The sequence below is a fragment of the Microbacterium oleivorans genome, from assembly GCF_001691565.1.
Lineage (GTDB): Bacteria > Actinomycetota > Actinomycetes > Actinomycetales > Microbacteriaceae > Microbacterium > Microbacterium oleivorans_B.
The window spans coordinates 1,391,030-1,416,225 of sequence record NZ_MAYO01000003.1 but is presented as its reverse complement, the minus strand read 5'-3'; the positions used below and the strand labels follow the sequence as shown (position 1 = coordinate 1,416,225).

Sequence of the window (25,196 nt, the reverse complement as noted above, 5' to 3'; positions counted from 1 at the left end):
CCCATCTATCTAGGAGATACATCATGGCGAAGCTTTCCACCGAGGAGCTGCTCGAGCAGTTCGCCGGCCTCACCCTCGTCGAGCTCAGCGAGTTCGTGAAGGCGTTCGAGGAGAAGTTCGACGTCACCGCTGCTGCCCCCGTCGCCGTTGCCGGTGCCGGCGGTGGCGCTGCTGCTGAAGAGGTTGAGGAGAAGGACTCCTTCGACGTCATCCTCGAGGCTGCCGGCGACAAGAAGATCCAGGTCATCAAGGTCGTCCGCGAGCTCACCTCGCTCGGCCTCGGCGAGGCCAAGGCCGTCGTCGACGGTGCTCCCAAGGCCGTGCTCGAGGGCGCGAACAAGGAAGCTGCCGACAAGGCCAAGGAGGCCCTCGAGGCCGCCGGCGCGACGGTTTCCGTCAAGTAAGGCGAATCCCTTCACTGGAAGGCTCCGGATGCCGCGGCATCCGGAGCCTTCCGGCGTTGACGACGGCGGGTGCGAACCGCGCTCAGGCGTTCGTGACGCGGGAGAGCCCTGAGTCGCGCACCGCCGCGGGGGTCGCTCCCGACGGCGCGGCGGTCGAGTTGCGCACGACGAGCCGGGGCCGGATGGAGATCGCGATCGGCTCGAGCGTCGGATCGTCGAGATGGCGCATGAGCAGTTCCACGGCCGTCGCGCCCTGCTCGCGCGGGACCTGCCGCAACGTGGTGAGTGCGAACATCTCCGCGTTCACGTGATCGTCGATGCCGATGACGCTGAGTTCCGACGGGACGAGCAGGCCGAGACGCCGGGCGGCGATGATGGCCCCGATCGCCACTTCGTCGCATGCTCCCACCACAGCCGTCGGGCGCTGCGACGAGTCGCTCAGCAGGTCGACGGCGGCTTCGTAGCCCGCGGGCATCGACAACTCGGCAGGAGTCCTCGAGACGTACGCGTCGAGACCGGACTCCCGCATCACGCGCTCATACCCTTCGTACCGGGCCGACTCGACGTGGGGCCAGTGCGTCGAAGACGTGCCGCCGAGGAAGGCGATGCGACGGTGCCCGAGGGCGACGAGGTGGGACGTGGCCAGCCCGGCTGCGTGGCTGTCGTCGAGCGCGACGAGGCTCGTGCTTTCTTCGGTGCCGATCACGCTCACGACCGGCCGACCGAGCGACAGCAGGGATTGCAGCTCGTTGACGGCAGGTTCGAGGCCGACCGCGATCAGGCCGTCGAACCGCTTTCGGGCGAGGAGCTCGGTGAAGACCCGCTCCCGGCCGATGCTGCCCGGCGTCGCGTCGTAGAGGGTGAGATCGAATCCGCGCTCGAGGAGCGACTCTTGAATGCCTTCGAGGACCTCGGCGAAGAACCACCGGTCGACGTGGGGGAGGATCACTCCGATGTTCCGGGTGCGGCCGGTCGCGAGGCTGACGGCGCTGGTCGACGGCGCGTAGCCGAGCTCGAGCGCGACATCGAGAACGCGCTGCCGGGTGGCGGCGGACACCTGCGGGCTGCCGCTCAGTGCTCGGCTCGCGGTCGCCTTGGAGACGCCGGCCTCGCGCGCAACGTCGGCGATGGTGCTCATCGGTCCTCCTCGACCAGGTCCTCGACGTCACTGCAGAAAGCGCACCCAGCGTAGCCGGTGGGATGCTGAGAGGGGAACCGGTTCCATCGCGTTTTTGTGGTACCGCTCCCATGCGGATCATAGCCGACGGGACAATGGTTGCAGAACCTTGATATTTCGCTGTTGTGCGAGGGCCCGTCGCGCCAGTAGGTTGTCCTGGAATCGGTTCCCCAAGGATGCGGCCAAGGCTCCTCTGGGCGGACGATGATCCCGAAAGAGGAGAAGTACATGGCATTGTCACAGCGACACCGTCTTCTTGCCCCCGTTGCGCTTCTGGGTGCGGCCGCACTGATGCTGGCAGGGTGCGCAGAGGGCGGCAGCGGAAACGGCGACGGAGAGGCCAAGAAGACCGTCCGCATCTCCGGCGGCATCACGGGCGGCGAGGCAGACGCCCTGAACAAGTCCTTCGACAAGTTCACCGAGGACACCGGCATCACCGTCGAGTACGTCGGCGACAAGTCGTTCGAGGGCAACATCGTCACCAAGGTGACCGGTGGCGACGCCCCCGACATCGCGGTCGTCCCGCAGCCGGGTCTGTTGAAGACCCTGGTCGACACCGGCAAGGTGCTGAAGGCCCCCGAGGCGGTCGAGAAGGCCGTGGACGCGAACTGGTCGCCCGACTGGAAGAAGTACGGCACCTTCGACGACACCTTCTACGCGGCCCCGATGCTCGCGAACCTGAAGGGGTACGTCTGGTACTCGCCGAAGCAGTTCGCGGAGTGGGGCGTCGAGGCGCCGAAGACGTGGGACGACATGATCGCGCTCACCGACAAGATCGTCGAGACCACCGGCAAGCCCGCGTGGTGCGCCGGCTTCTCGTCCGAGGCGGCATCCGGCTGGCCGGGCACCGACTGGGTCGAGGACCTGGTCCTGCGCCAGTCCGGCGCTGACGTGTACGACCAGTGGGTCGCCGGCGACGTGAAGTTCACCGACCCGCAGATCAAGAAGGCCTTCGACGCTGTCGGCGACATCCTCCTGAACCCCGACTACGTCAACGCCGGCTACGGCGACGTGAAGAGCATCAACTCGACCGCCTTCGGCGATGTCGCGGCGGCCGTGGCGAGCGGCGACTGCGCCCTCACCCACCAGGCGTCGTTCCTGTCGGCGAACTTCCTCGACGTGAAGACCAAGGACGGCAACACCCCCGAGGTCGCGCCCGACGGCGACGTCTACGCGTTCATCATGCCCGGCTACACCGAGGGCGAGCTCCAGATCGAGGGCGGCGGCGAGTTCGTCGCAGGCTTCTCGGACGACGAGTCGACGCAGAAGGTCCTGGAGTTCATGGCATCGCCCGAGTTCGCTGACGCCCGCGTCAAGCTCGGCGGCGTCATCTCCGCCAACAAGAAGGCCGACCCCAGCCTCGCCTCGAGCGAGTTCCTGAAGGAAGCGATGACGACGCTGCAGGACGACTCCACGGTCCTCCGCTTCGACGCCTCCGACCTGATGCCCGCCACGGTGGGCCAGGGCTCCTTCTGGAAGGGCATGGTCGACTGGATCGACGGCAAGGACACCGACACGGTGCTCTCCGACATCCAGGCCGGTTACGAGAACTGATCGTCGCCTGACGATCGGCTGAGCCGAGCGGGGTCGGGCTGCGAAAGCCCGGCCCCGCTTCTCCCGTCCGTACCGCACGGGTACGCCGCCGTACCTAGAAGGGAACCCGCATGTCGCAGACGACCGTCGACAGGCCTGTCGACACCGAACCTGCCGTCACCACCCACGCTCAAGATCCCAGAGGACGGTCGATCACGAAGATCGTCGTCGCCGCGGGCTTCGTCCTCATCGCCCTCGTCGCCTTCCTGCTCGCCTTCACGGCGTCCAGCGAAGAGTCGTCGCGCATCACCATCGGCTTCTCACTCAACAGCTTCTTCCTGTGGCTGGGCGCCCTGAACCCGCTCATCCAGATCCCCGTGATCCTGGTGGTGTTCGGCATCGTCGTCGGCATCATCCTCGTCCTCATCGAGTTCGCGCCCCGACCCGGCCGTGGCTACTTCGTCATGCGGCTCGTCGCCTGCCTGGTGATCCCGGTGCTCGCCTTCCTGCTGCTTCGTCCGTACGCCAACGCTGTCGTCTACGTCGTGGCCATCGCCCTGCTCGTCGGTGCGCTCCTGTTCTTCGCGGACTTCCGCTCCCGGCAGGGCGCCGGCTACCTGTTCCAGCTCGTCCTGTTCATGGCGCCCGCGAGCATCATGCTCATCCTCGGGCTCGTCTACCCGGCGATCGCCACGATCTTCAAGTCGTTCTTCAACAAGACGGGCGACGAGTTCGTCGGCCTGGAGAACTACATCTGGGTCTTCACGAACCCGACCGGTACCGCCTCGATCGTCAACACGATCCTCTGGGCACTGCTCGCCCCGACTATCTCGGTGGCGATCGGTCTCGCGTACGCCGTCTTCATCGACCGCGCACGCGGTGAGAAGCTGCTGAAGGTGCTCGTCTTCATGCCGGTCGCCATCTCGTTCGTCGGCGCCGGCATCATCTGGAAGTTCATGTACGACGCCCGCCAGGGCGACCAGATCGGTCTCCTCAACGCGATCGTCACGGCTTTCGGCGGCGACCCCGTCCAGTGGCTCGCCATCAAGCCGATCCTCAACACGTTGATGCTGCTCGTCGTCTTCATCTGGACCCAGACCGGCTTCGCGATGGTGATCCTGTCGGCCGCGATCAAGGCTGTGCCCGTCGAACAGATGGAGGCCGCCGAGCTCGACGGCACCAACGCCTGGCAGCGGTTCCGCAACGTCACGGTGCCCGGCATCCGGTCGTCGCTGATCGTCGTCCTCACCACCGTGACCATCGCCTCGCTGAAGGTCTACGACATCGTCGCCGTCATGACCGGCGGTCGCGATGACACGACCGTCCTCGGGTTCGAGATGGTCAACCAGCAGCAGCGGTTCCAGAGCTTCGGACACTCGTCCGCGCTGGCCGTCGTGCTGTTCCTGTTCGTCCTGCCGCTGATCATCTACAACGCCCGATCGATGGCCAAGCAGAAGGAAATCCGCTGATGACCGTCGCAGCCCCGACCACCCCGGTCGACAACCGCACCGCGCGCCAGGTAGCGCGCGACACGCGCAAGAACGAGGCCATCGCGCACAAGAAGCTCACGTCGAAGGGCGCCACGATCGCGGCCGCCGTCATCGCGATCTTCTGGACGATCCCGACGTTCGGCCTCTTCGTGACGTCGTTCCGCCCCGGCAGCGACACGCAGACGAGTGGATGGTGGACGGCGTTCACCGATCCGGCGTTCACGCTCGACAACTACCTGCAGGCGCTGAACTCGGGCGGCACGTCCACGACGCTGGCCTCGGCGTTCGTCAACTCGCTGGCGATCACGATCCCCGCGACGGTCTTCCCGATCGTGATGGCGGCCCTCGCGGCCTACGCGTTCGCGTGGATCGACTTCAAGGGACGCAGCGCACTGTTCGTGTTCGTCTTCGCCCTGCAGATCGTGCCGCTGCAGATGGCCCTCGTGCCGCTGCTGAGCCTGTTCTCGGACGGTCTGAGCATCAACGACGTGCCGATCTTCCCGGGCTTCGGTCTCAACGAGGTGGACTACAGCTTCGCTCGCGTCTGGATCGCTCACGCGATCTTCGCGCTGCCGCTGGCGACGTTCATGCTGCACAACTTCATCGCCGAGATCCCGGGCGAGATCATCGAGGCCGCCCGCGTCGACGGTGCCGGTCACGGTCAGGTGTTCTTCCGGATCATCCTGCCGCTGGCCGCTCCCGCGATCGCCTCCTTCGGCATCTTCCAGTTCCTCTGGGTGTGGAACGACCTGCTCGTGGCGACCATCTTCGCCTCGCCGGGTGCGCTGCCGATCACGCAGGCCCTCAACTCGCTGTCGGGGACCTGGGGCAACAAGTGGTTCCTGCAGTCGGCGGGTACGTTCATCTCGATCCTCGTCCCGCTGATCGTGTTCTTCGCGCTGCAGCGGTTCTTCGTCCGCGGCCTGCTGGCCGGCGCGACGAAGGGCTGATCGCCCGGGACGACGAAGAGGGGGATGCCGGTGGCCACCGGCATCCCCCTCTTCCGTGTTCGTTCGTGTCAGCTGCAGCCGAGCCGCTGCTGCATCGAGGTCATCGCCTGGATCTCGAAGGTCTGGCCCTTCTTCATGTTCTCGGCGAAGACCCTCACACGCTCGTCGGAACCGAGCTCGAGGACGGCGTCGGCCATGGGGATCGCGCCCTCGTGGTGGCGGATCATGAGCGAGAGGAACATGCAGTCCGCCTCCTGGCCGGTGGCATCGTGCAGGGCCGACATCTCCTCGTCGGAGGCCATGCCCATCGCCGCGCGGACCTCGTCGTCACTCTGCGGCGCGATCGACGCGACGCCGTGGGCGTGCCCCGACCCGGATGCCGCCATCCACGCCATCGGCTGATCGGAGTACTGCGGCAGTCCCCACCTGACCAACCAGTCGAACATCTCGCCGCGCTGCGACGACTGCCCGGTCGCGATGTCGTACGACAGGGCGCGCAGGTGCTCGTCATCGGTCTCGGCGTAGATCGTCATCGCCATGTCGACCGCCTGCGCGTGGTGCACCTGCATGTCGCGGGCGAACCCGGCGTCGGCCGAACCCTCGGCGGGCGTGGAGCCGGCGATCCCGAACGTCGAGAAGCGTCCGATGGCGAACGCGACCGCGGCGACGGCCAGGGCCACGAGCAGGACCACCCACCACGGCGGGAGGGTGCGCTCGGCGCCCCGCTCGGTGCCGCCGGTCTCGGTCATCACTGCTTGCCGGGGGCGTCCAGAGCGCCCGTGCACGCTGCCAGCGGCTCCGGGCCGTTGGTGTTGCGCCAGTAGGCCTTGATGAACTCGCCGATGCGCTCGTCGTCGGGCGCGTCGACCTTCAACTGCGCGTTCCACGCACTGACGGTGATCGGGGTGTCCATGCCTTCGTAGGGCGAGAGGACGGTGTAGTCGCGGGGGAGTTCCGCCTTGAGCGCGGCGACCCCGGCCTCGTCGACCTTCGAGGGGTCGTACGTGATCCAGATGGCGCCGTGTTCGAGGGCGTGGACCGCGTTCTCGTTGGGGACCGGCTGGTCGTAGACGCCGCAGTTGAGCCAGACCGCGTTGTGGTCGCCGCCGGCCGGCGGCGTCTGCTCGTAGTCGACGACGCCCTCGACGTGGTTCGCGGTGTGTTCGAAGGTCTGCACACCGCTGATGCCGGCGCCGTCGCCGTCGCCGCGGGCGATCGAGACAGGTCGCGGGGTGAGGAAGTACGAGGCTGCGACGAGCCCGATGACGACGATGGCGGCGGTCGCACCGACGATCCACCACGTGGCCTTGGTCCGGCGACGCTTCGCGAGCTGGCGCTGGTACTCGGCGAGCTTCTGCTGCTTCTGCTGCTCGCGCTGCTGCTTGACGCTCAGGTTGAGCTGTGCCTGCGTCGCGGGGTTGCCGCTCGTCCGCTTTCCGGCAGGATCGTTCGGGGTCATGGAGTGGCCTCGTCGGTCGGGGTGGGGAGGCGCGGGCGCGCCACTTCGAGTGTATTCGCCTGCATCTGCGGGGGTCCTGGGGGAGCCCCGTTCATAGCGTCTCGTGACGTGGAGGCACCCCGGCGCCCGGGCGCAAGGGGCAGCTTCTCCTGCACGGCGTCCGTCAGGATGAGCCCATGACGACAGTGCCCACGCATGAACACGAGATCGGCATCGGCCTGCGCTTGGCGATCGTCGGCGCGATCCTCCTCGTGGTCGCCGTCGCGACCGGCATCGCCGTCGAATCCACCGACTCGGAGCTCATCGACCTCGATGCGTGGTGGAACACCTACGTCACGACGTTCCTGCCCGGCATCCGTCCCGTGTCGTTCCTCATGAACATCCTGGGAGCGGGCGTCGTCGGCACCTACGTCGTCCCGCTCGTCGGCGCCGCCCTGCTCGCGCTCGCGAAGCGGCCGTGGGGTGCGGTGTTCTTCCTCGCGGCATCCATCGTCGGCGCCCTCCTCGTCCAACTGCTGAAGGGCCTGTTCGGACGGGTGCGCCCGGAGGAGATCCTCGTCATCTCGGACCACGGATCCTTCCCCTCGGGCCACACGGCCAACGCTGCCGTGATCGCCACCGTCGCGGTCATCCTGTTCCCGCGAGTCTGGGTGGCCGTGGTGGGGATCGCGTGGACTCTGCTCATGGCGTTCAGTCGTACCCAGGTGCACGCGCACTGGCTCACGGACACCCTCGGCGCGATGGTCCTCGGGGTCGCGACGACGCTGCTCGTCGCCGCCGCGCTCACGATCCCCGTCGTCCGGGAACGCGAGCGCCGCCTCTCGCTAGGCTGACGGCATGAGCGCCGATGAAGCCGCCGCCGAACTCGCCCGTCTCGAAGCGGAAGCCGCCGCCGCTGCGGCGGAGCTGAAGCTCGCCCGCGCCCAGGCGGCTCTGGCGGCAGCGCGTGCCGCGGCGTCGAAGACGGATCCCGCACCCGCCGACCAGGCGCCGGCGAAGGCGTCCGCCGAGAAGGCGCCGGCCGAGAAGGCGTCCGCCGAGAAGGCGCCGGCCGAGAGGGCCCCGGCCGACGCCCGGGCCGAGGCGCCACCCGCTGCCCCGTCGGAGCCGCCGCAAGCATCCGTCGCGGACTCCGCGGGTCCGCTCGACGACTCGGAGGTCGCACGCATCGCCCGCGGGTACACCTTCGATGAGGCGACGCTCGACCTCGGCGCGCTCGTCAACGGCGACCCCGTCCGGGAGGCGCAGATCCGCATCCCGCTCGCGATGACCAACCGGCACGGCCTCGTCGCGGGGGCGACCGGCACCGGCAAGACCCGCACCCTGCAGGGACTCGCGGAGCAGCTCGCGGATAAAGGCGTGCCCGTCTTCGCCGCCGACATCAAGGGGGATCTCACCGGCGTCGCCACGCCGGGGGAGTCGAATCCGAAGCTCCTGGCCCGCACGGAGGCGATCGGGCAGGCGTGGGAACCGGCGGCATCCGTCACGGAGTACTTCGCGCTGGGTGGCATCGGCACCGGTGTCCCCGTTCGCGCCACCGTCACCGGTTTCGGGCCGCTGCTGCTCAGCCGTGTCCTGGGTCTCAACGAGACGCAGGAGTCGAGCCTCGGTCTCGTCTTCCACTACGCGGACGAGCACGGCCTGCCGCTCGTCGACCTCTCGGACCTGCGGGCGGTGCTGACCTACCTGACCAGCGACGAGGGGAAGCCCGAGTTGAAGGACCTCGGCGGCCTGTCGCCCGCGACAGCGGGCGTGATCCTCCGCGAACTCATCACCTTCGCCGACGGCGGCGCGGACGTCTTCTTCGGCGAACCGGAGTTCGACGTGCGCGACTTCCTGCGGACGGCCCCCGACGGGCGGGGTGTCATCTCGCTCCTCGAGGTGCCGGGGATCGCCGACAAGCCCGAACTGTTCTCGACGTTCCTCATGTACCTGCTGGCGGAGCTCTTCGAGATCCTTCCCGAGGTGGGGGATGCCGACAAGCCCAAGCTCGTGTTCTTCTTCGACGAGGCGCACCTGCTCTTCCGGGACGCCTCGAAGGCGTTCACCGCCGCCATCGTGCAGACCGTGCGGCTCATCCGGTCGAAGGGTGTCGGCGTCTTCTTCGTGACGCAGACGCCGAAGGACGTCCCGGCCGACGTCCTCGGCCAGCTCGGTTCGCGCATCCAGCACGCGCTCCGGGCCTTCACCCCCGACGATGCGAAGGCGCTCCGCGCGACGGTGAGCACGTACCCGACCTCCGGCTACGACCTCGAACGCGTTCTCCAGGAGCTCGGCACGGGTGAGGCGATCGTGACGGTGATGAACGAAAAGGGCGCTCCCACCCCGGTCGCATGGACGCGCCTGCGCGCGCCGCAGGGTCTCATGTCCCCGACGCCCGCCGCTGCCGTGCAGGCGGTCGTGGCCGCCTCGCCGCTCCTGGCCGCGTACGGGACTCCTGTCGATCGGGAGTCCGCGCGCGAGATCCTCGGCGCGAAGATGGCCGCCGCGGACGCCGCGGCGGATGCGGCGAAGGCGGCGGCCGAGAAGGCCAAGGCCGACGCGGAGTACGCGAAGCAGAAAGCCGCCGCGGACAAAGCGCAGCAGAAGGCGGAGCGCGACGCCCAACGGGAGTACGAGCGGATCCTCCGGACCACCGGCGGCGGCACCCGGACGAGCCGCCGGCGCCAGGCATCCCCGCTCGAGGAGATCCTCGGGTCGAAGACGACCCAGTCGATCATCGGCAGCGTCATCCGCGGTGTGTTCGGGAACGGACGCCGCCGATGACCGGGGCGGGAGGCATCCGTCCCTTCCGTCCCGGCGACGAGCCGGCCCTCGCGGAGATCTGCCTGCGGACCGCGGATGCCGGGGGAGATGCGACCGGGATCTTCGAGGACGACGCGATCTGGGGGCACATCTGGGCGCTGCCGTATGCGGAACGGCACCCGGACCTCGCCTTCGTGGTCGAGGACGAAGACGGTACGCCGGTGGGCTACGTAGTAGCAACCGACGACACCGACGCGTTCGAGGAGTGGTTCCGGACGCAGTGGTGGCCGCGGTTCGCGAACCGCTGGCCGAAGCCCGAGGCCGAGGTGACACGTCAGGACGGCACGCTGCTCTACGCCTACGGGCGCGGCGAGAAGCCCGATCGGTATGCGACCGATCACCCGGCGCACCTCCACATCGACCTGCTTCCGCAGGCGCAGGGGAGGGGGGCGGGGCGCCGACTGATCGAGACCCTGTCCGCCACGCTCAGAGAACGCGGCGTCCCGGGGCTCCATCTCGTCGCCTCGGCCGAGAACACCGGGGCGATGGCGTTCTACACCCGGTTGGGATTCAGCCCGCTGCCCTCCTCTCCCGGCTCACGGGCGTACGGGATCCACCTCTGACCGCTGCACCGGGATCGGCATCGTCGACGTGTCGATGAGCGGGTCCTCGTCTTGACGCGCGACGACCTCGATCGCCTCTTCGCGCGTCTCGACGGTGGGCACGGATCCGAGGAGCGGACGCTTCGCGGTCTCCTTCATCGAGAGCAGCGCGATGCCGCCCAGGAGTGCGAAGAACATGATGTAGAAGGCCGGCATGAACGTGTTCCCCGTCGCCTTGATGAGCGCTTGGCTGAACAGCGGCGTCGTGCCTCCGAATAGCGACACCGAGATGTTGAACGCGATGGCCATGGCGCCGAACCTCGAGGCCGTGGGGAACAGTGCGGGCAACGTCGACGCTGAGACGGCAGCGTAGAAGGCGACCGGGATGGCGACCATCGCGAGCGCGATGAAGACCGCCCACTCCTGTCCGATCTGCATGATGGCGAACGCGGGGATCATGAGGACGAGCGTCGATCCCACCGCGATCATGTAGACGGGGCGTCGACCGATCCGGTCGCTCAGCAGGCCGATCAGCGGCAGGCACGCGGACATGATGATGAGGATCGGGATCGTCGCGATCGCCGCGCCCAGGTTCGAGACGCCGACCTCCGTCTCGAGGTACGTCGGCATGTAGCTCGTGAGCGCGTAGCCCGCGGTCTGCGTCGCGGCCACGATCGCCATGGCGATGAGCACCTCGCGCCAGTGGTGACGGAGGATGCCGCCGATGCCGTGGCGGGCGAGCGGGTCGTCGCGGTCGCCATCGACCTCGGACTCCTCGTCGGCCGCGTTCTCATAGGCGGGCGTCTCCGGGATCTTGAGACGGAACCAGATCGCGACGATGCCGAGCGGGATCGCGACGAGGAACGGGATGCGCCACCCGAAGTCGGTCATGGCGGTCTCTCCCCAGATCGACTGGGTGATGGCGGTCGTTATCGCGACGACCCCGGCGCCGGCGGCGAATCCGATGTACGAGCCGAGGTCGAGCCACGACGACCAGAAGCCGCGGCGCTTGTCGGGCGAGAACTCGGCGACGTACGTCGTGGCGCCGGCGTACTCGCCGCCCGTCGAGAAGCCCTGGACCATCTTGAGGAGGTACAGCGGCGCGATCGCCCACAGACCGATCTGCGCGCTCGTGGGGAGGACGCCGATGAGCGCGGTGGACAGAGCCATCATCGCCATCGTGAAGAACAGCACCTTCTGACGGCCGATGCGGTCGCCGAGGGGCCCGAGCACGAGTCCGCCGAGGGGGCGGACCAGGAACGAGATCGCGAAGCCGAAGAGCGCGGCCAGCAGATTCCACGGCTCGGGGAGGTCCGCCGTGAACACGGCCGAGATCGTCACGGCAAGGTAGCCGTAGATCCCGAAGTCGAACCACTCCATGAAGTTGCCGACGACGGTGCCGCCGATGGCCGTGCGGACGCGCTTGGTGTCGACCACGACGACGTCGTCGACGTCGAGGCGCGGCGGGGGAGCGGAGCGGGTCAGTGCTTCGGAGGACGGGGGTACCGAGGGGCGGGATGACCTGGCCATCTCTCCACGGTAGGCAGTCGCCGGAACCGCTGCACGCCGGGACCAGCCTCTTGACAAAACCGCGATGTTGCGCCCGACCCGGCCCCTCGCCGGACCGGTCTATCGTGGCGACATGAGCGAGCTCTCCGCCCCCACCGGTCGCGAACCGGCCCTCGTCGCACGGCCCCGACCGGACGGTTCCGCGCCGCGCGCGCTCGTCCTCGGAGCCACCGGGTACCTCGGCGGGCGGCTCGTCCCGCGGCTCCTGTCGGCGGGGTACCGCGTACGCGTCCTCGTCCGGACCCCGGCGCGACTCGCGGCCTTCGTCTGGGGCAGCGACGTCGAGGTCGTCGAGGGTGCTGCCGAGGACGCGGATGCCGTGACCCGAGCGGTCGACGACGTCGACGTGCTGTACTACCTGGTCCATTCGATGGGCGGCGGCGACGACTTCGAGACCAAGGATCTGCGCGCGGCGGAGACCGTCGCCGATGCCGCGGCCGAGGCATCCGTCGGTCGGATCGTGTACCTCGGCGGGCTCCACCCGGCGGGCGTGCAACTGAGCCCCCATCTGCGTTCGCGGGTCGAGGTGGGCGAGACGCTGCTGCACAGCGGGACGCCGACGCTCGTCCTCCAGGCCGGTGTCGTCATCGGGTCGGGGTCGGCCTCGTTCGAGATGGTGCGTCACCTGACCGACGTGCTGCCGTACATGCCGGCGCCGAAGTGGGTGCGCAACCGCATCCAGCCGATCGCTGTCCGTGACGTGCTGCACTATCTGCTCGCCGCGGCCCACGTGGATCCGGAGGTCAACAGGGCGGTCGACATCGGCGGCCCGGACGTGCTGCGCTACGGCCAGATGATGAACGGGTACGCCGTCGAAGCCGGGCTCCGCCAGCGCGCGATCGCGGCCCTGCCCGTGCTCACTCCCGGTCTCGCGTCGCACTGGGTGAACCTCGTGACGCCCGTCCCGCGGGCGATCGCCCGTCCGCTCATCGCCTCGCTGCAGAACGAGTGCATCATGGATGATCACGACGTCGACGACCTGCTCCCGCGTCCCGAAGGCGGATTGACGCCGTACCGCGAAGCCGTACGACTCGCGCTCCGCAAGGTAGAAGCGGATGCCGTGGAGACGAGCTGGCAGGACGCCGAGGTCTCGTCGGTTCCGAGCGACCCGCTGCCGAGCGACCCCGAGTGGGCGGGGCGGCTCGTCTTCACCGACGAGCAGTCCGCGACGACGTCGGCGAGCCCCGAGCAGCTATGGCGGGTCATCGTCGGGATCGGCGGCGAGAACGGCTGGTACTCGTCACCGTTCCTCTGGGCCGTCCGCGGCTGGATGGATCGCCTCGTCGGCGGCGTCGGCCTGCAGCGCGGCCGTCGCAGCCGCGGCAAGGTCGCTGCCGGCGATGCGATCGATTTCTGGCGTGTCGAGGCCGTCGAGGAGGGACGCCTCCTGCGCCTGCGCGCCGAGATGAAGGTGCCCGGGCTCGCCTGGCTCGAGCTGCGCGCGACGCCCGAGGGGTCCGGATCGCGGTACGACCAGCGGGCTGTCTTCTTCCCGACCGGGCTCGCCGGTCGGCTGTACTGGTTCGCCGTCCTGCCCTTCCACGGCTTCATCTTCACGGGGATGGCGAACCGCATCGCGGCGGCGGCGGAGCGCGAAGCTCCGACCACCTGAACCACGGCCGGCTGGGGTCAGGCAGGCGTCAGCCGGCCGTCTTCGACCCGCACGGTGCGATCGACGAGGGATGCCGGCACCTCCGCATGCGAGATGAGCACGACCGCGTGCGTCTGGTCGACGGCTCCCAGCAGATCGCCCAGCAGTGCGTCTGCGGCGGCCGGGTCCACCCCCGCCGTCGGCTCGTCGAGGATCAGGACCGGGAACCCGCGCAGAAGCGCCCGCGCGAGCGAGATGCGCTGTGCCTGACCTCCCGAGACCAGCGCGCCGCGCTCGCCGACCCTCGCGCCGAGTCCGCCGCGCGCCCGGAGCCAGTCGCCCAGTCCGACCCGCTCCAGCACGGCCTCGAGCTCCATGTCGGTGGCGGTGTCGCGCGCGAACAGCAGGTTCTGTCGGATGTCTTCATCGAAGAGCATCGGATGCTGCTCGCAGAGCCCCACGGTCAGCCGCAGGTCGTCGGGGGCGATCTCGTCGACCGAACGGCCACCGATCGTGTACTCGCCGGTGACAGCGAGGAACCGCACGAGCGCGTGGGCGAGCGTCGACTTGCCGGCACCGCTCGCTCCGACGACGTGGAGGCGCTCTCCGGGACGGACATCGAGGTCCACGTCCGAGAGCGCGGGCTCGCCCGCTCCGGGCCAGCGGACCGCGACGCCGCGCAATCTGAGCCCCTCGCCGAGCGAGGGAGCCTCGCCGGTCGGCGTTCCCACCGCAGGGATCTCGACGGGGACCGACGCGGGGACGACCCCCGCGACACGGGATGCCGCGGCCCGCACCTGCCGCCAGGCGGACGCGGCGAGGGGGACGGCAGCGAACACCTCGAACACCGCCATCGGAACGAGGACGGCGACGCCGAGAGCTGGACCCGAGAGACCGTCGGTCCCGACTGCCGGAACAGCGACCAGGAGCGCGGTGACCGTCGCGGCGCCGGCGGCGAGCGAGACGAGAGCAGCCGTGCCGGCCTGCGCGCCCGCCCGGCGAAGGACGGCGCGGCGGAGCGCGGCATCGGCGTCGCGGACCGCGGCACGCGAGGTGCGCTCCGCACCGAAGGCGACGAGGACGTCGAGCCGCGAGAGATGGTCGAGGACCGCGTCGCGCAGTCGCGCGCGCAGGGGCGCGATCGATCGCTCCGCGCGGGCGCCTGCCGCCCACCCCCATGCCAGCGACGCGAGTGCGGCCGCGACGAGGCACCCCAGGAGTGTCAGAGCGGCCGGCCACCACACGAGCGCGACGAGGATGACCGATCCCACCGCGACGGTCGCCGACGACACGAGCGGCAGGATCACGCGGAGAGAGAGGTTCTGCAGTTCATCGACGTCGTCGACGAGTGCGGCCGAGGCGGAACCGCGCGCCGACGAGGCGAGTCCTGCGGGGGCGTGGGGGAGCAGTCGCCGCACGAGATCGGTGCGCGTGCGGGCGAGCTGCCGCAGGACGGCGTCGTGGCTCGCCAGGCGCTCGGTGTAGCGGAAGACCGCCCGCGAGAGGGCGAAGGCGCGAACCCCGACGACCGCCATCGTGACGTACATGACGAGCGGCTGCTCCGAGGCGCGGACGATGAGCCACGCGCTGACGGCGAGCAGTGCGACGGCCGACGCCTCCGACAGGAATCCCGACGCGAGTGCGTGCCAGAACCGGCGAGGCGTCGGGATCGCGTCGCGGAGGACGTCACGCGTGGTCGTCATGCTGTGACCTCCGCGCCGGACAGTTGCACAACCCGGTCGGCGATGGCCCGGGCGCTCTCGCGGTGCGAGACCAGGAGGATGAGGGCACCGGCATCCGCCACCTGACGCAGCGATCGCCAGAGGTGGCCTTCCGCAGTCGCGTCGAGGGCTGCGGATGGCTCGTCGAGCGCGAGCACGGGAGCGTGACCGCGTAGGTGACGGGCGACCGCCCGGGCCACGGCGACGCGCTGCGCCTGGCCGCCCGACAGTCCCGCCCCCTGCACGCCGAGCACCCGGTCGGGATCGAGGTCGCCGAGACCCACGAGGGAGAGGGCTTCTCGAACGGTCTCGAGGGGCATGTCGGCGTCGCCGAGGCGGATGTTCTGCGCGACGGTGCCGGCGGCGAGACCGGGGCGCTGGCCGGCCCAGGCGAGCCACGCCGACGGTGCGAGCGAGGAGACGGCGGCGCCGTCGAACTCGATGCGACCCGTTGCGGGCGCGAACCCGAGGAGTGCGTGCAGCAGACTCGATTTACCCGCGCCGCTCGGCCCCTCGATCAGGACGATCTCGCCCGATCGTGCCTCGAGGTCGACGGGCGGCAGATCCCGCACCCTCACGCCAGCCACGCGCAGCGCGTGGTCCGACCCGGTCGGTGCGGGGCCCGGCGCGGGCCCGGCGGATGCCGCAGCCACGTCATCGAGAACGGCGAAGACATCCTGCGTAGCTGCGACGCCCTCACTGGAGGCGTGGAACTGCACGCCGACCTGACGCAGCGGCAGGAACGCGTCGGGCGCGAGGAGGAGCACGAACAGACCGACGCTCAACGTCAGCGAGCCGTCGATCAGGCGGAACCCGATCGCCACCGCGACGATCGCGACCGAGATCGATGCGAGGAACTCGAGGGCGAAACCCGACAGGAACGACACGCGCAGCACCGTCATCGTCTCGCGGCGGTAGTCGTCGGTCACGCGTTCGATGGTGTCGGCGGCGCGACGCTGCCGGCCGAACACGGTCAGCGTCGACAGCCCCTGAAGGGTCTCGGAGAACCGTGTCGCGAGCCGCGTCAGGGTCTCCCACTGCCGTCGCTGCACGGAGCGGGTCGCGAGGCCGATGAGGATCATGAAGATCGGGATGAGGGGGAGGGTGAGAACGACCGTGAGTCCTGAGATCGCGTCGGCGGACCACATCACGGCGACGATGACCGGCGTCGCGATCACGGTCTGGACGAGCTGCGGCAGGTACCGGCCGACGTAGGGTTCGAGCGCGTCGAGTCCCCGACCTGCGATGAGTGCGAGATGCGAGGTGCTGCGCGTCGCCGTCCAGCCGGGGCCCAACCGTGCGACGGCGTCGAGCACCGCGTCCCTGAGCTGCGACTCGACGCGGGCGGAGGCCCGCGCCGCGACCCGCTCACGCAGGAATGAGAGGACGGAGCGCGCGAGGACCACGCCGGCCAGGGCGAGGAGGGTTCCCGTGACATCCTCGCCCGCTATCGCGTCGACGATCGCGCGCGTCGTGAAGAAGGCGAACCCGACGATCGCAGCCGTCTGCAGGATGGAAAGGAGCGCGATGACGACGAAGAAGGATCGGGATGCCGTCGCGTACCGCCACAGCCGCGGGTCGATCGGCGGCTGCCGCGGCGTGGCGTCGTCTGACATGGCTCGTTCCCTCCGCGTGCTCAGTGAGCAGCCGCGGCATCCGCCTTCTCGATCTGCACCCGCGTGATGCGCTTGCGGAACACCCAGTAGGTCCACGCCTGGTAGGCGAGGATGCCGGGCAGGAAGATGACCGCCGCCCACGTCATGACCGTCAGCGTGTAATCGGTGCTGGAGGCGTTCTCGATCGTGAGCGAGAACGCCGGGTCGGTCGAGGACGGCATGACATACGGGAACAGCGCGAACCACAGCGTGAGGACCGCGGTGACGATCGTGACGGCACCGAGCGCGAAAGCCCAGCCGTCACGCCGCCGGACGTTGGCGACCGCGGAGGCGAGCAGAGCGATCGCGGCGGCCGCGCCGCATCCGATCACCGCCGCGATCAGCGGGGCGTCGCGTTCCATCGCGATGAGGGTCGTCCAGACGACGGTGGCGGCTGCGAAGACGATCGTCGGGAGGGCGGCGCGGCGTGCGAGCCGGTGCGCGTCCTCCTTCACCTGGCCGTCGGCTTTCAAACCGACGAAGTAGACGCCGTGGAGGAAGAAGAGAAGAAGCGTCGTGATCCCGACGCACAGGGCATACGGGTTCAGCAGGTCGAAGAGGGTGCCCGTGACGTTCTTGTCGGCGTCGATCGGGACGCCCTGCACGATGTTGCCGAACGCGACGCCCCACAGCAGCGCGGGGATGACCGAGCCGATGACGATCATCCGGTCGAAGCCGCGCTTCCAGGCGAGGCCCTCGCGCTGGTGGCGGTATTCGAACGAGACGCCGCGCAGGATGAGCGCGAGCAGGATGAGCAGCAGCGGCAGGTAGAACCCGCTGAACAGCGTCGCGTACCACTCCGGGAACGCGGCGAACAGGCAGGCGCCGGCGACGATGACCCAGGTCTCGTTGAGGTCCCACACGGGGCCGATCGTGTTGATCACCTGGCGGCGCGAGACCTCGTCGCGGCCGAGGAACGGCAGGCTCATCCCGACGCCGAAGTCGAAGCCGTCGAGCACGAAGTAGCCGACGAAGAACACACCGACGATGAAGAACCAGAGGTAGGCGAGATCCATGGCGTGCTCCTAGTAGACCGTCGAGGGGGTCTGGTCGACCGGCAGGTCGCGCGGGTCGGGGTCATCGGGGCCGGGCAGCGGATCGGGCCCCTTCTGCGCGGCCTTCAGGATGAGGCGGAACTCGACGACGGCGAGCGACGCGTAGATCGCGGTGAAGGCGACGAGCGAGATGAGCACCGTCCACCCGGGGACGTTCGGTGAGACGCCGTCGGAGGTGTGCATGAGACTGAAGACGATCCAGGGCTGGCGGCCCATCTCGGTGAAGATCCAGCCGACCAGACTGCCGAACAGCGGCAGCGGTGCGGACCAGATCGCGATGCGCCACATCCAGCCGGCGACGGGGCGCGTGGCCTTCTTCCGCGTGACCCAGAGACCGGCGACCGAGATGAGGGTCGCGATACCGCCGAAGCCCATCATCCAGCGGAACGACCAGTAGGTGACCCAGATCTCGGGCATGTAGTCGATGCCCGCGCCGAACTTCTGCGTGTAGAGCTCCTGCAGGTTGTTGAGGCCCTCGACGCAGCCGTCGAGGCTGTGCGTGGAGAGGAACGAGAGCAGGTAGGGCACGCGGAGCGACCAGACCTCGGCGGTGCCGTCGGGCGTGCCGATGGAGAAGATCGAGAAGGACGCGTCGGCCCCGCACGCGGTGTTCCAGAGGGCTTCGGCAGCCGCCATCTTCATGGGCTGGGTCTCGACCATGACGAGTCCCAGCTGGTCGCCGCTGATCGCGGTGCCGGCGAAGGAGATGATCATGAACCACATGCCGTATCGCAGGGCGGGGCGCATCGTCTCGACGTGCTGACCGCGACGCAGGTGCCAGGCGGCGACGGCGATGATGACGGACGCGGCGAACATGAACGCCGCGAAGATCGTGTGCGGGAAGGCGGCGAGCGCCACCGGATTGGTGAGGAGCTCGAAGAAGTTCTTGAGCTCCGCCCGGCCGGTCTCGGGGTTCAGCTGGTATCCGACCGGGTTCTGCATGAACGCGTTCGCGGTGAGGATGAAGTAGGCCGACAGGATCGAGCCGAATGCGGTCGCCCAGATGGTGAGCAGATGGATGCGGCGGGGCAGCTTGTCCCATCCGAAGATCCACAAGCCGATGAAGGTCGCCTCGAAGAAGAAGGCCATGAGGCCCTCGAAGGCGAGGGGGGCTCCGAACACATCGCCGACGAAGCGGGAGTAGTCGGACCAGTTCATGCCGAACTGGAACTCCTGCACGATGCCGGTGACGACGCCCATGGCGAAGTTGATCAGGAAGATCTTGCCGAACAGGCGGGTGAGGTGCAGCCACTTCACGTCGCCGGTGCGGTGCCAGATCGTCTGGAAGATCGCCACGGTGAGTGCCATGCCGAGCGTCAAGGGAACGAACAGGTAGTGGTACAGCGTCGTCAGTCCGAACTGCCAGCGCGCCAGGATGAGCGGGTCCAGAAAGTCCACGGGTTTGGTCCTTCCACGGGTGTTCTCTCACGGTAGAACGAGGCGACGGAGCGCGTCCGAGGATGGGCCGTGCAAAATGGCGCCCGGAAGAATCACCTGGTCAGGGGTGAGGGAGGGAGCCGGTCGGTCAGGCGTCCGGGCGTCGACGCATCAGCTGGATGACGCACTGCTGGGGGTCGCACGACGCCCTCATGCCGTCCACCGCAAGCGGGCCACCGGCCTCGCTCAGGGCGCCCTTCATCAAGCCGAGGTGCACATCGCAGAGCGTGTCGCGGTGGTCCGCCTGATCAGCGGCGTGCGCGCAGGGGGTGAGGTCGATCGTGAGCGCATCCTCGTCGATCTCCGGCGCGAACCCGCCGTCGAGCAGTTGCTCGACGAGGGCGTCGAGCTGATGCTGCTCCTCGCCGGTGAGCGACCCGGCCGTCTCGGGCATGACGCGACGCATGAGGTCGCCGCGTTCGACCGCGGCCTGCACCTTGCGACGGTGCTCCGGGCTCGACACGCTCACGCCGTCGACGGCGCGGTAGAACACGCGTGGGCGGCCGCGCACGGTCCGCTTCTCGACCTCGGTCGCGACGAAACCGCGCTCGATGAGGCGCTGCAGGTGCTCGCGGACGGTGTTCGGGTGCAGTTTCGTCGCCGCCACGAGCTCGCCGACGGTCTGCTGCGGGGTCGTCTGCAGCAGGTGGAGGATCTCCACGCGTGAAGAGGTGGAGATCGCGTTGTAGGCCGTCGGGCGCCGGGCCGTCATGACTTCATTATCGCGGGATGCCTCCTGTCCGGGCACGGCCCTCAGGTGGGATTACGCCCTTAATCTGGAGGGCATGCGGCATCCCACTCCCGAACCGATCGGACCCGGCCAGGAGAGTGTCTGGGACTATCCCCGGCCCCCTCGCGTCGAACCGGTCGACGGTACCGTGACGATCACCCTCGGCGGCGAGCGCATCGTCGCGACGACTGGAGCTCTGCGGGTCCTCGAGACGAGTCATCCGCCGGTCTACTACCTGCCGATCGCCGACTTCGTGGCCGGCGCGCTGACACGCGGCGAGGGGGCGTCCTTCTGCGAGTTCAAGGGCGGTGCACGGTATCTCGACGTCCACGGGGGCGGTCAGACGCGCGAGGCCGCGGCGTGGAACTATCCGACCCCCGAGCCGGGCTACGGGGAGCTCGCGGATCGCGTCGCGGTGTACGCGCAGCAGATGGACGAGTGCACCGTCGCGGGAGAGGTCGTCACCCCGCAACCGGGTCGGTTCTACGGCGGGTGGATCACGTCCCGGGTGGTGGGGCCGTTCAAGGGCGCCCCGGGCTCGATGGGGTGGTGACCCCGAGCCGGTGAGGTGAGGGCTCCTCAGAGTCCGAGCGACGGGTTGACGTCCGGTGAGTCGCTCTCGAGGGGTTCTTCGCGGACGAGGTCGGCCACGGAGTCCAGGATCTCGTCGGGCCGGAACGGATAGCGTTCGATCTCGGTGGCGTCGCTGATGCCGGTGAGCACCAGCACGGTGTGGAGCCCCGCCTCGATACCGGCGACGACGTCGGTGTCCATGCGGTCGCCGATCATGCCGGTGTTCTCGGAGTGCGCGCCGATGCGATTGAGCGCCGATCGGAACATCATCGGGTTGGGCTTGCCGACGACGTAGGGCTCTTTGCCGGTCGCCTTCGTGATGAGCGCCGAGATCGCCCCCGTCGCCGGGAGGACGCCCTGGATCGAGGGTCCGGTGGCGTCGGGATTGGTGGCGATGAAACGCGACCCGGCGCCGATGAACCGGATGGCTTTCGTGATGGCCTCGAAGGAGTAGTTCCGCGTCTCACCGACGACGACGTAGTCGGGACTCGTCTCGGTCATGATGAACCCCGCCTCGTGGAGTGCGGTCGTGAGACCCGCTTCACCGATGACGAAGGCCGTGCCGCCCGGCTTCTGCGAGGCGAGGAAGTCCGCGGTGGCGAGAGCCGAGGTCCAGATCGACTCCTCGGGCACCACGAGCCCGGACGCGCGCAACCGTGCGCTGAGGTCGCGCGGCGTGAAGATCGAGTTGTTGGTGAGGACGAGGAACGGGGTGCCGTCGTGGCGCCACTGCTCCAGGAGCTCGGCCGCACCGGGGATCGGCGTGTTCTCGTGGACGAGGACACCGTCCATGTCGGTCAGCCAGCACTCGATGTCCGCGCGGGTACGCATACCTCCACACTACGCCCGGGCGGTGCGCCGGTCGGGGGCAGGCCTGATCGAGCACCTTCGTATGGTTAGGCTGAGGTCTACGTCTGGCTGGCGCGGGAGTCCGGCACGGTCACCTCGCTCCGGCGTCTGGTCACCGGGCGCCTCGAGGTGCCGAAGGACCGGGTCTCGTTCCTCGGCTACTGGCGCGAAGGCGGCCCGCTCGTCGGATGAGGGAGCCTCGATCCCCCTCGCCCGGCGTCAGGCGGTCGACACCGCCTTCGTCGGAACCCAGCCCAGTGACGGTGCCACGTAACGCGCGAACGACTCGACGAGGCGCAGGTTGAACGCGACCCCCAGCTGGCTCGGGATGGTGAGCATGAGGGTGTCGGCCTCGCGCACAGCGGCGTCGTGCTGCAGCTGCTCGACGAGTTCGTCGGGCGTGCCGGCGTAGGTCTTGCCGAAGGTCGACCGCATGCCGTCGATGATGCCGATCTGGTCACCGTCCGAGCGTCCGCCGAAGTACATGGCGTCCTCGGCTGTCGTGATCGGGAAGATACTGCGACTGACGGAGACCCGCGGCGTGCCGGCGTGACCGGCCTCGCGCCACGACGTGCGGAACGCGTCGATCTGCTCGGCCTGCAGGATGTCGAAGGGCCGCCCGTCCGCCGACGTGAGGAGAGTCGAGGACATCAGGTTGACACCCATGCGTCCTGCCCACTCCGCGGAGTCGCGGTTGCCCGCGCCCCACCACACCCGCGAGCGGAGCCCGGGGGAGTGCGGTTCGATGCGCTGCAAGCCCTGACCGCCGCCGAAGGGGCTGTGCGGATCGCTTTCGGCGAGACCCTCGCCGTCGATCGCGCGCAGGAACAGGTCGAAGTGCTCGCGGGCGAGGTCGGCGCCGCGCGGATCCTGGGACCCGGTGTAGCCGAACGTCTCGTAGCCGCGGACGACGCTCTCGGGTGAGCCGCGGCTCACGCCGAGTGCGAGCCGGCCGTCGCTGATGAGGTCGAGCGCCGCGGCCTCTTCGGCGAGGTACAGCGGGTTCTCGTACCGCATGTCGATGACGCCCGTGCCGACCTCGATGTGCGAGGTGCGCGCGGCGATCGCGGCGAGAAGCGGCATGGGCGAGGCCTGCTGCCGGGCGAAGTGATGCACGCGGAAGTAGGCGCCGTTGACGCCGAGCTCATCCATCCCCTGCGCGAGGTCGATCGCCTGCATCAGCGAGTCGCCTGCGGTGAGTTCGCGACCCCCGCCGAGGGGGCCGTAGTGGCCGAAGGACAGCGTTCCGAAACTCTGCATACCGAAGACAACACCGCGGCCGCGGCATCCATTCCGGTGAATATGGATGCCGCGGCCGCGGCTGCCGCCGGGGCCCTCAGTTCGCGGGTGCCACCGCGCGGAGAGCCTCGACCCACGGCGTGGTGGGACGGCCGATCAGATCGGCGAGGTCGGTCTCGGTCACGTCGAGCGCGCCGCCCGCGATGCCGGCGTCGAGCGCCACGACGAAGCCGACCGTTCCCTCGTCGAGTCCGAACGAGGCCAGGCGCGCCGCCAGCTCCTCCGGCGTCGCGGGGACGTAGGCGACCTCGCGGCCGAGGACCTCGCCCATCGCGGAAGCGATGTCGGCGTAGGTCGCCCGGGGGCCGGCCAGCTCGTACGTCCGGCCGATGTGACCGTCCTCGAGCAGGACGACCGCAGCCGCCTCGGCGTAGTCGGCGCGGGCGGCTGCCGACACGGCGGCGTCACCGACGGCGGCCGAGATCACGCCGTTCTGGGCGGCACCGGCGAGGTCGCCCGCGTAGTTCTCGATGTACCAGTTGTTGCGCAACAGGACCGCCGGGATGCCGCTGGCCGCGATGGCCTCCTCGGTCGCCTTGTGGTCGGGGGCGAGGACGAGATCGACGGTGTCGGCGTGCGACACGCTGGTGTAGACGAGCTTCGTCACGCCCGCGCGGGCCGCGGCGTCGATCACGTTGACGTGTCCGGCCAGGCGGCTGCCGGGCTCCGATCCCGAGATCAGCAGAACGCTGTCGACGCCCTCGAGGGCGGCGTCGATCGACTCCGGTGCGCTGTAGTCGAGCGGGACGACCCGCACGCCCCTGTCGGCGAGGTCGGCGGCCTTCGCCACCGTGCGTGCACCGGCGACGATGCTGTCGGGCGAGGCGCCGCGGGCGAGGAGGGCGTCGACGACGAGGTGGCCGAGCTGGCCGCTGGCGGCGGTGACGAGGATGGTCATGGCGAGTCCTTTCGATGATCGGGCGAAGTGCGCGACACCGGGAGGAACCCGCGCGAGAGGTCGAAACATTCCGTCTGATGGGTACCCACTTTTCGGTAAGCTGCTCACATGGCGGTCAGTTATGCGGAGATGCAGCAGGAGTCGCCGGGAATCTTCACCGAGGCCTGCCCCTCGCGGACGGTCCTCGACCACGTGACGAGCAAGTGGGGCATCCTCGTGCTCCTCTCGCTCACCGACGGGACCCGTCGCTGGGGGGAGCTTCGCCGCAGCGTGGACGGGATCAGCGAGAAGATGCTCGCCACCACGTTGCGCACCCTCGCCGCCGACGGCATCGTCGAGCGGACCTCGTACCCGGAGGTCCCTCCGCGCGTCGAGTACTCCTTGACGCCGCTCGGCGTCGAGCTGATGGAGCGGGTCATGCCCCTCATGACCTGGATCCAGGCGAACGCGGAGGAGATCGTCTCGCGCTGAGTCGGCGCCGGCCCCCGGCATCCGTCATCGTGTCAGGATCGAGGTCATGACTGATCTCGGTACCAGCAACCTGAATGTGTTCCCCCTTTCCCTCGGCGGCAACGTCTTCGGATGGACGGCCGATCGCGACACCTCCTTCGCCGTCCTCGACGCCTTCGTCGCTGCGGGCGGGGACTTCATCGACACCGCCGACGTCTACAGCGCATGGGTCCCGGGCCACTCCGGCGGCGAGAGCGAGACGATCATCGGAGAGTGGATCGCGTCGCGTAAGCCCGAGGGGGTCGTGGTCGCGACGAAGGTGTCGAAGCACCCCGACTTCCCGGGCCTGTCGGCGAGCAACGTCCGCGCCGGCGCCGAGGCCTCGCTGAAGCGACTCGGTGTCGACACGATCGACGTCTACTACGCGCACGCCGAGGACGAGAACACGCCGTTGGAGGAGACCGTCGAGGCGTTCGGTGCGCTCGTGGCCGACGGACTCATCCGCTACCCGGCGATCTCGAACTTCTCGGCCGAGAACGCCCGTGAGTGGATCCGCATCGCTCGCGAGAAGGGCGTCGCGGAGCCCATCGCCACCCAGCCGGCCTACAACCTCGTCGACCGCGCCGTCGAACGCGACGTGGTCCCCGCCGCGCAGGAGCTCGGTCTGACGGTCGTGCCCTACTTCGCCCTCGCGAGCGGCTTCCTGACCGGCAAGTACCGCTCGACCGACACCGCGGGGCAGTCCTCTCCCCGCGCGGGGGCGGCCGCGAAGTACGTGACTGCGGACGGTCTCGCGGTCCTCGACGCCCTCGACGAGGTCGCGGACGCTCATGGAGTCTCGTCGGCATCCGCCGCACTCGGCTGGCTCCGCGCGAAGGGCGCGGTCCCGATCGCGTCGGCGTCGCGGGTCGACCAGGTCGACAGCCTGATCGCCGGGGCGACGCTCGAGCTCACGGCCGATGAGGTCGCCGCGCTCGACGACGCCTCCGCTCCCTTCGCGGTCTGAGGC

At 69.1% G+C, this 25,196-nt stretch carries 23 protein-coding genes and 1 pseudogene; 12 read left to right on the top strand and 12 right to left on the bottom strand.

Translation table 11 applies throughout. From position 1 onward, the window contains the following. Window positions 1-23: 23 nt before the first annotated feature. Window positions 24-404 (top strand): 50S ribosomal protein L7/L12, encoded by a 381-nt coding sequence (gene rplL / locus BBA86_RS09595; RefSeq protein WP_018186979.1) that lies wholly within the window; start codon window positions 24-26, stop codon window positions 402-404. Between the two features lie 82 nt (window positions 405-486). Here rplL and BBA86_RS09590 read toward each other — a convergent pair whose 3' ends face one another. Next, window positions 487-1,542: a LacI family DNA-binding transcriptional regulator gene (locus tag BBA86_RS09590; protein ID WP_065571357.1), complete on the bottom strand. Its 1,056-nt coding sequence runs from the start codon at window positions 1,540-1,542 to the stop codon at window positions 487-489. A 267-nt stretch (window positions 1,543-1,809) separates the two neighbouring features. On the opposite strand from BBA86_RS09590, the gene BBA86_RS09585 reads away from it, so the two are divergent. From BBA86_RS09585 to BBA86_RS09575, 3 genes are all read left to right on the top strand, one after another. Beyond that, window positions 1,810-3,135: an ABC transporter substrate-binding protein gene (locus BBA86_RS09585; protein ID WP_189318448.1), complete on the top strand. Its 1,326-nt coding sequence runs from the start codon at window positions 1,810-1,812 to the stop codon at window positions 3,133-3,135. 110 nt (window positions 3,136-3,245) lie between these two features. Continuing rightward, complete coding sequence (locus BBA86_RS09580; protein WP_065571355.1) at window positions 3,246-4,583, top strand: carbohydrate ABC transporter permease; 1,338 nt, start codon at window positions 3,246-3,248, stop codon at window positions 4,581-4,583. After that, the gene (locus tag BBA86_RS09575; RefSeq protein WP_065571354.1) at window positions 4,583-5,554 is read left to right on the top strand and encodes a carbohydrate ABC transporter permease; all 972 of its coding nucleotides are present in this window, start codon (window positions 4,583-4,585) and stop codon (window positions 5,552-5,554) included. Before BBA86_RS09580 ends, BBA86_RS09575 begins: the two co-directional genes overlap by 1 nt. A 68-nt stretch (window positions 5,555-5,622) precedes the next feature. Here the strand turns inward: BBA86_RS09575 and BBA86_RS09570 are convergent, their stop codons facing one another. Both BBA86_RS09570 and BBA86_RS09565 read right to left on the bottom strand, forming a co-directional pair. Further along, complete coding sequence (locus BBA86_RS09570; RefSeq protein WP_065571353.1) at window positions 5,623-6,306, bottom strand: DUF305 domain-containing protein; 684 nt, start codon at window positions 6,304-6,306, stop codon at window positions 5,623-5,625. After that, window positions 6,303-7,013, bottom strand: coding sequence for a DUF3105 domain-containing protein (locus BBA86_RS09565; protein WP_065571352.1), 711 nt, complete (start codon window positions 7,011-7,013; stop codon window positions 6,303-6,305). Before BBA86_RS09565 ends, BBA86_RS09570 begins: the two co-directional genes overlap by 4 nt. Window positions 7,014-7,189: 176 nt before the next feature. On the opposite strand from BBA86_RS09565, the gene BBA86_RS09560 reads away from it, so the two are divergent. From BBA86_RS09560 to BBA86_RS09550, 3 genes are read left to right on the top strand one after another with little or no spacing between them, the layout of a single operon-like run. Further along, entirely contained in the window at window positions 7,190-7,846 is a 657-nt protein-coding gene (locus tag BBA86_RS09560; protein WP_065571351.1) for a phosphatase PAP2 family protein, read from the top strand. Window positions 7,847-7,850: 4 nt separating this feature from the next. Further along, window positions 7,851-9,779, top strand: coding sequence for a helicase HerA-like domain-containing protein (locus BBA86_RS09555; RefSeq protein WP_065571350.1), 1,929 nt, complete (start codon window positions 7,851-7,853; stop codon window positions 9,777-9,779). Next, entirely contained in the window at window positions 9,776-10,381 is a 606-nt protein-coding gene (locus BBA86_RS09550) for a GNAT family N-acetyltransferase (RefSeq protein WP_065571349.1), read from the top strand. The genes BBA86_RS09555 and BBA86_RS09550 overlap by 4 nt, the downstream gene beginning before the upstream one ends. On the opposite strand, the gene BBA86_RS09545 is transcribed toward BBA86_RS09550, so the two are convergent. Continuing rightward, entirely contained in the window at window positions 10,355-11,890 is a 1,536-nt protein-coding gene (locus BBA86_RS09545) for an MFS transporter (RefSeq protein WP_065571348.1), read from the bottom strand. The genes BBA86_RS09550 and BBA86_RS09545 overlap by 27 nt on opposite strands. A 112-nt stretch (window positions 11,891-12,002) precedes the next feature. Here BBA86_RS09545 and BBA86_RS09540 point away from each other — a divergent pair, with 112 nt between their 5' ends. Continuing rightward, a complete protein-coding gene (locus BBA86_RS09540; protein ID WP_065572251.1) occupies window positions 12,003-13,541 on the top strand; it encodes an SDR family oxidoreductase in 1,539 nt (512 codons plus the stop codon). 17 nt (window positions 13,542-13,558) lie between these two features. Here BBA86_RS09540 and cydC read toward each other — a convergent pair whose 3' ends face one another. From cydC to BBA86_RS09515, 5 genes are all read right to left on the bottom strand, one after another. Next, a complete protein-coding gene (gene cydC, locus BBA86_RS09535) occupies window positions 13,559-15,223 on the bottom strand; it encodes a thiol reductant ABC exporter subunit CydC (protein ID WP_065571347.1) in 1,665 nt (554 codons plus the stop codon). Continuing rightward, window positions 15,220-16,857, bottom strand: coding sequence for a thiol reductant ABC exporter subunit CydD (gene cydD, locus BBA86_RS09530; protein ID WP_065571346.1), 1,638 nt, complete (start codon window positions 16,855-16,857; stop codon window positions 15,220-15,222). The genes cydC and cydD overlap by 4 nt, the downstream gene beginning before the upstream one ends. Before the next feature lie 20 nt (window positions 16,858-16,877). Further along, window positions 16,878-17,912, bottom strand: a complete 1,035-nt coding sequence (gene cydB, locus BBA86_RS09525; protein ID WP_065571345.1) for a cytochrome d ubiquinol oxidase subunit II — start codon at window positions 17,910-17,912, stop codon at window positions 16,878-16,880. A 9-nt stretch (window positions 17,913-17,921) separates the two neighbouring features. Then, on the bottom strand, window positions 17,922-19,349 hold the full coding sequence (locus BBA86_RS09520; protein WP_065571344.1) for a cytochrome ubiquinol oxidase subunit I: 1,428 nt from the start codon (window positions 19,347-19,349) through the stop codon (window positions 17,922-17,924). A gap of 127 nt (window positions 19,350-19,476) precedes the next feature. Beyond that, the gene (locus BBA86_RS09515) at window positions 19,477-20,100 is read right to left on the bottom strand and encodes a helix-turn-helix transcriptional regulator (protein ID WP_065571343.1); all 624 of its coding nucleotides are present in this window, start codon (window positions 20,098-20,100) and stop codon (window positions 19,477-19,479) included. Between the two features lie 73 nt (window positions 20,101-20,173). Between BBA86_RS09515 and BBA86_RS09510 the strand changes: the two genes are divergently transcribed. Then, entirely contained in the window at window positions 20,174-20,671 is a 498-nt protein-coding gene (locus tag BBA86_RS09510) for a DUF427 domain-containing protein (RefSeq protein ID WP_065571342.1), read from the top strand. Window positions 20,672-20,697: 26 nt separating this feature from the next. Here BBA86_RS09510 and BBA86_RS09505 read toward each other — a convergent pair whose 3' ends face one another. Continuing rightward, on the bottom strand, window positions 20,698-21,522 hold the full coding sequence (locus tag BBA86_RS09505; RefSeq protein ID WP_065571341.1) for an HAD-IIA family hydrolase: 825 nt from the start codon (window positions 21,520-21,522) through the stop codon (window positions 20,698-20,700). 84 nt (window positions 21,523-21,606) lie between these two features. Between BBA86_RS09505 and BBA86_RS14760 the strand changes: the two are divergent. After that, window positions 21,607-21,732 (top strand): annotated as a pseudogene (locus BBA86_RS14760) (SIP domain-containing protein); the annotation flags it as partial. Between the two features lie 27 nt (window positions 21,733-21,759). Here BBA86_RS14760 and BBA86_RS09500 read toward each other — a convergent pair. Next, window positions 21,760-22,800 (bottom strand): LLM class flavin-dependent oxidoreductase, encoded by a 1,041-nt coding sequence (locus BBA86_RS09500; protein WP_065571340.1) that lies wholly within the window; start codon window positions 22,798-22,800, stop codon window positions 21,760-21,762. Window positions 22,801-22,876: 76 nt separating this feature from the next. Beyond that, the gene (locus BBA86_RS09495; RefSeq protein WP_065571339.1) at window positions 22,877-23,737 is read right to left on the bottom strand and encodes an SDR family oxidoreductase; all 861 of its coding nucleotides are present in this window, start codon (window positions 23,735-23,737) and stop codon (window positions 22,877-22,879) included. Window positions 23,738-23,845: 108 nt separating this feature from the next. On the opposite strand from BBA86_RS09495, the gene BBA86_RS09490 reads away from it, so the two are divergent. Both BBA86_RS09490 and BBA86_RS09485 read left to right on the top strand, forming a co-directional pair. Further along, entirely contained in the window at window positions 23,846-24,208 is a 363-nt protein-coding gene (locus BBA86_RS09490; RefSeq protein ID WP_065571338.1) for a winged helix-turn-helix transcriptional regulator, read from the top strand. A gap of 46 nt (window positions 24,209-24,254) precedes the next feature. Beyond that, window positions 24,255-25,193, top strand: coding sequence for an aldo/keto reductase (locus BBA86_RS09485; RefSeq protein WP_065571337.1), 939 nt, complete (start codon window positions 24,255-24,257; stop codon window positions 25,191-25,193). The last annotated feature ends 3 nt before the right edge of the window (window positions 25,194-25,196 follow it).

What these genes read in the sequence shown, in the direction of transcription:
- BBA86_RS09550 (WP_065571349.1), top strand. Translation starts at nt 9,776, where the DNA reads ATGACCGGGGCGGGAGGCATCCGTCCCTTCCGTCCCGGCGACGAGCCG.
- BBA86_RS09485 (WP_065571337.1), top strand. Translation starts at nt 24,255, where the DNA reads ATGACTGATCTCGGTACCAGCAACCTGAATGTGTTCCCCCTTTCCCTC.
- cydC (WP_065571347.1), bottom strand. Translation starts at nt 15,223, where the DNA reads ATGACGACCACGCGTGACGTCCTCCGCGACGCGATCCCGACGCCTCGC.
- BBA86_RS09585 (WP_189318448.1), top strand. Translation starts at nt 1,810, where the DNA reads ATGGCATTGTCACAGCGACACCGTCTTCTTGCCCCCGTTGCGCTTCTG.
- BBA86_RS09505 (WP_065571341.1), bottom strand. Translation starts at nt 21,522, where the DNA reads ATGCGTACCCGCGCGGACATCGAGTGCTGGCTGACCGACATGGACGGT.
- BBA86_RS09545 (WP_065571348.1), bottom strand. Translation starts at nt 11,890, where the DNA reads ATGGCCAGGTCATCCCGCCCCTCGGTACCCCCGTCCTCCGAAGCACTG.
- BBA86_RS09575 (WP_065571354.1), top strand. Translation starts at nt 4,583, where the DNA reads ATGACCGTCGCAGCCCCGACCACCCCGGTCGACAACCGCACCGCGCGC.
- BBA86_RS09490 (WP_065571338.1), top strand. Translation starts at nt 23,846, where the DNA reads ATGGCGGTCAGTTATGCGGAGATGCAGCAGGAGTCGCCGGGAATCTTC.
- BBA86_RS09515 (WP_065571343.1), bottom strand. Translation starts at nt 20,100, where the DNA reads ATGACGGCCCGGCGCCCGACGGCCTACAACGCGATCTCCACCTCTTCA.
- BBA86_RS09510 (WP_065571342.1), top strand. Translation starts at nt 20,174, where the DNA reads ATGCGGCATCCCACTCCCGAACCGATCGGACCCGGCCAGGAGAGTGTC.
- BBA86_RS09495 (WP_065571339.1), bottom strand. Translation starts at nt 23,737, where the DNA reads ATGACCATCCTCGTCACCGCCGCCAGCGGCCAGCTCGGCCACCTCGTC.
- cydB (WP_065571345.1), bottom strand. Translation starts at nt 17,912, where the DNA reads ATGGATCTCGCCTACCTCTGGTTCTTCATCGTCGGTGTGTTCTTCGTC.
- BBA86_RS09590 (WP_065571357.1), bottom strand. Translation starts at nt 1,542, where the DNA reads ATGAGCACCATCGCCGACGTTGCGCGCGAGGCCGGCGTCTCCAAGGCG.
- rplL (WP_018186979.1), top strand. Translation starts at nt 24, where the DNA reads ATGGCGAAGCTTTCCACCGAGGAGCTGCTCGAGCAGTTCGCCGGCCTC.
- BBA86_RS09500 (WP_065571340.1), bottom strand. Translation starts at nt 22,800, where the DNA reads ATGCAGAGTTTCGGAACGCTGTCCTTCGGCCACTACGGCCCCCTCGGC.
- BBA86_RS09560 (WP_065571351.1), top strand. Translation starts at nt 7,190, where the DNA reads ATGACGACAGTGCCCACGCATGAACACGAGATCGGCATCGGCCTGCGC.
- BBA86_RS09555 (WP_065571350.1), top strand. Translation starts at nt 7,851, where the DNA reads ATGAGCGCCGATGAAGCCGCCGCCGAACTCGCCCGTCTCGAAGCGGAA.
- BBA86_RS09540 (WP_065572251.1), top strand. Translation starts at nt 12,003, where the DNA reads ATGAGCGAGCTCTCCGCCCCCACCGGTCGCGAACCGGCCCTCGTCGCA.
- cydD (WP_065571346.1), bottom strand. Translation starts at nt 16,857, where the DNA reads ATGTCAGACGACGCCACGCCGCGGCAGCCGCCGATCGACCCGCGGCTG.
- BBA86_RS09565 (WP_065571352.1), bottom strand. Translation starts at nt 7,013, where the DNA reads ATGACCCCGAACGATCCTGCCGGAAAGCGGACGAGCGGCAACCCCGCG.
- BBA86_RS09580 (WP_065571355.1), top strand. Translation starts at nt 3,246, where the DNA reads ATGTCGCAGACGACCGTCGACAGGCCTGTCGACACCGAACCTGCCGTC.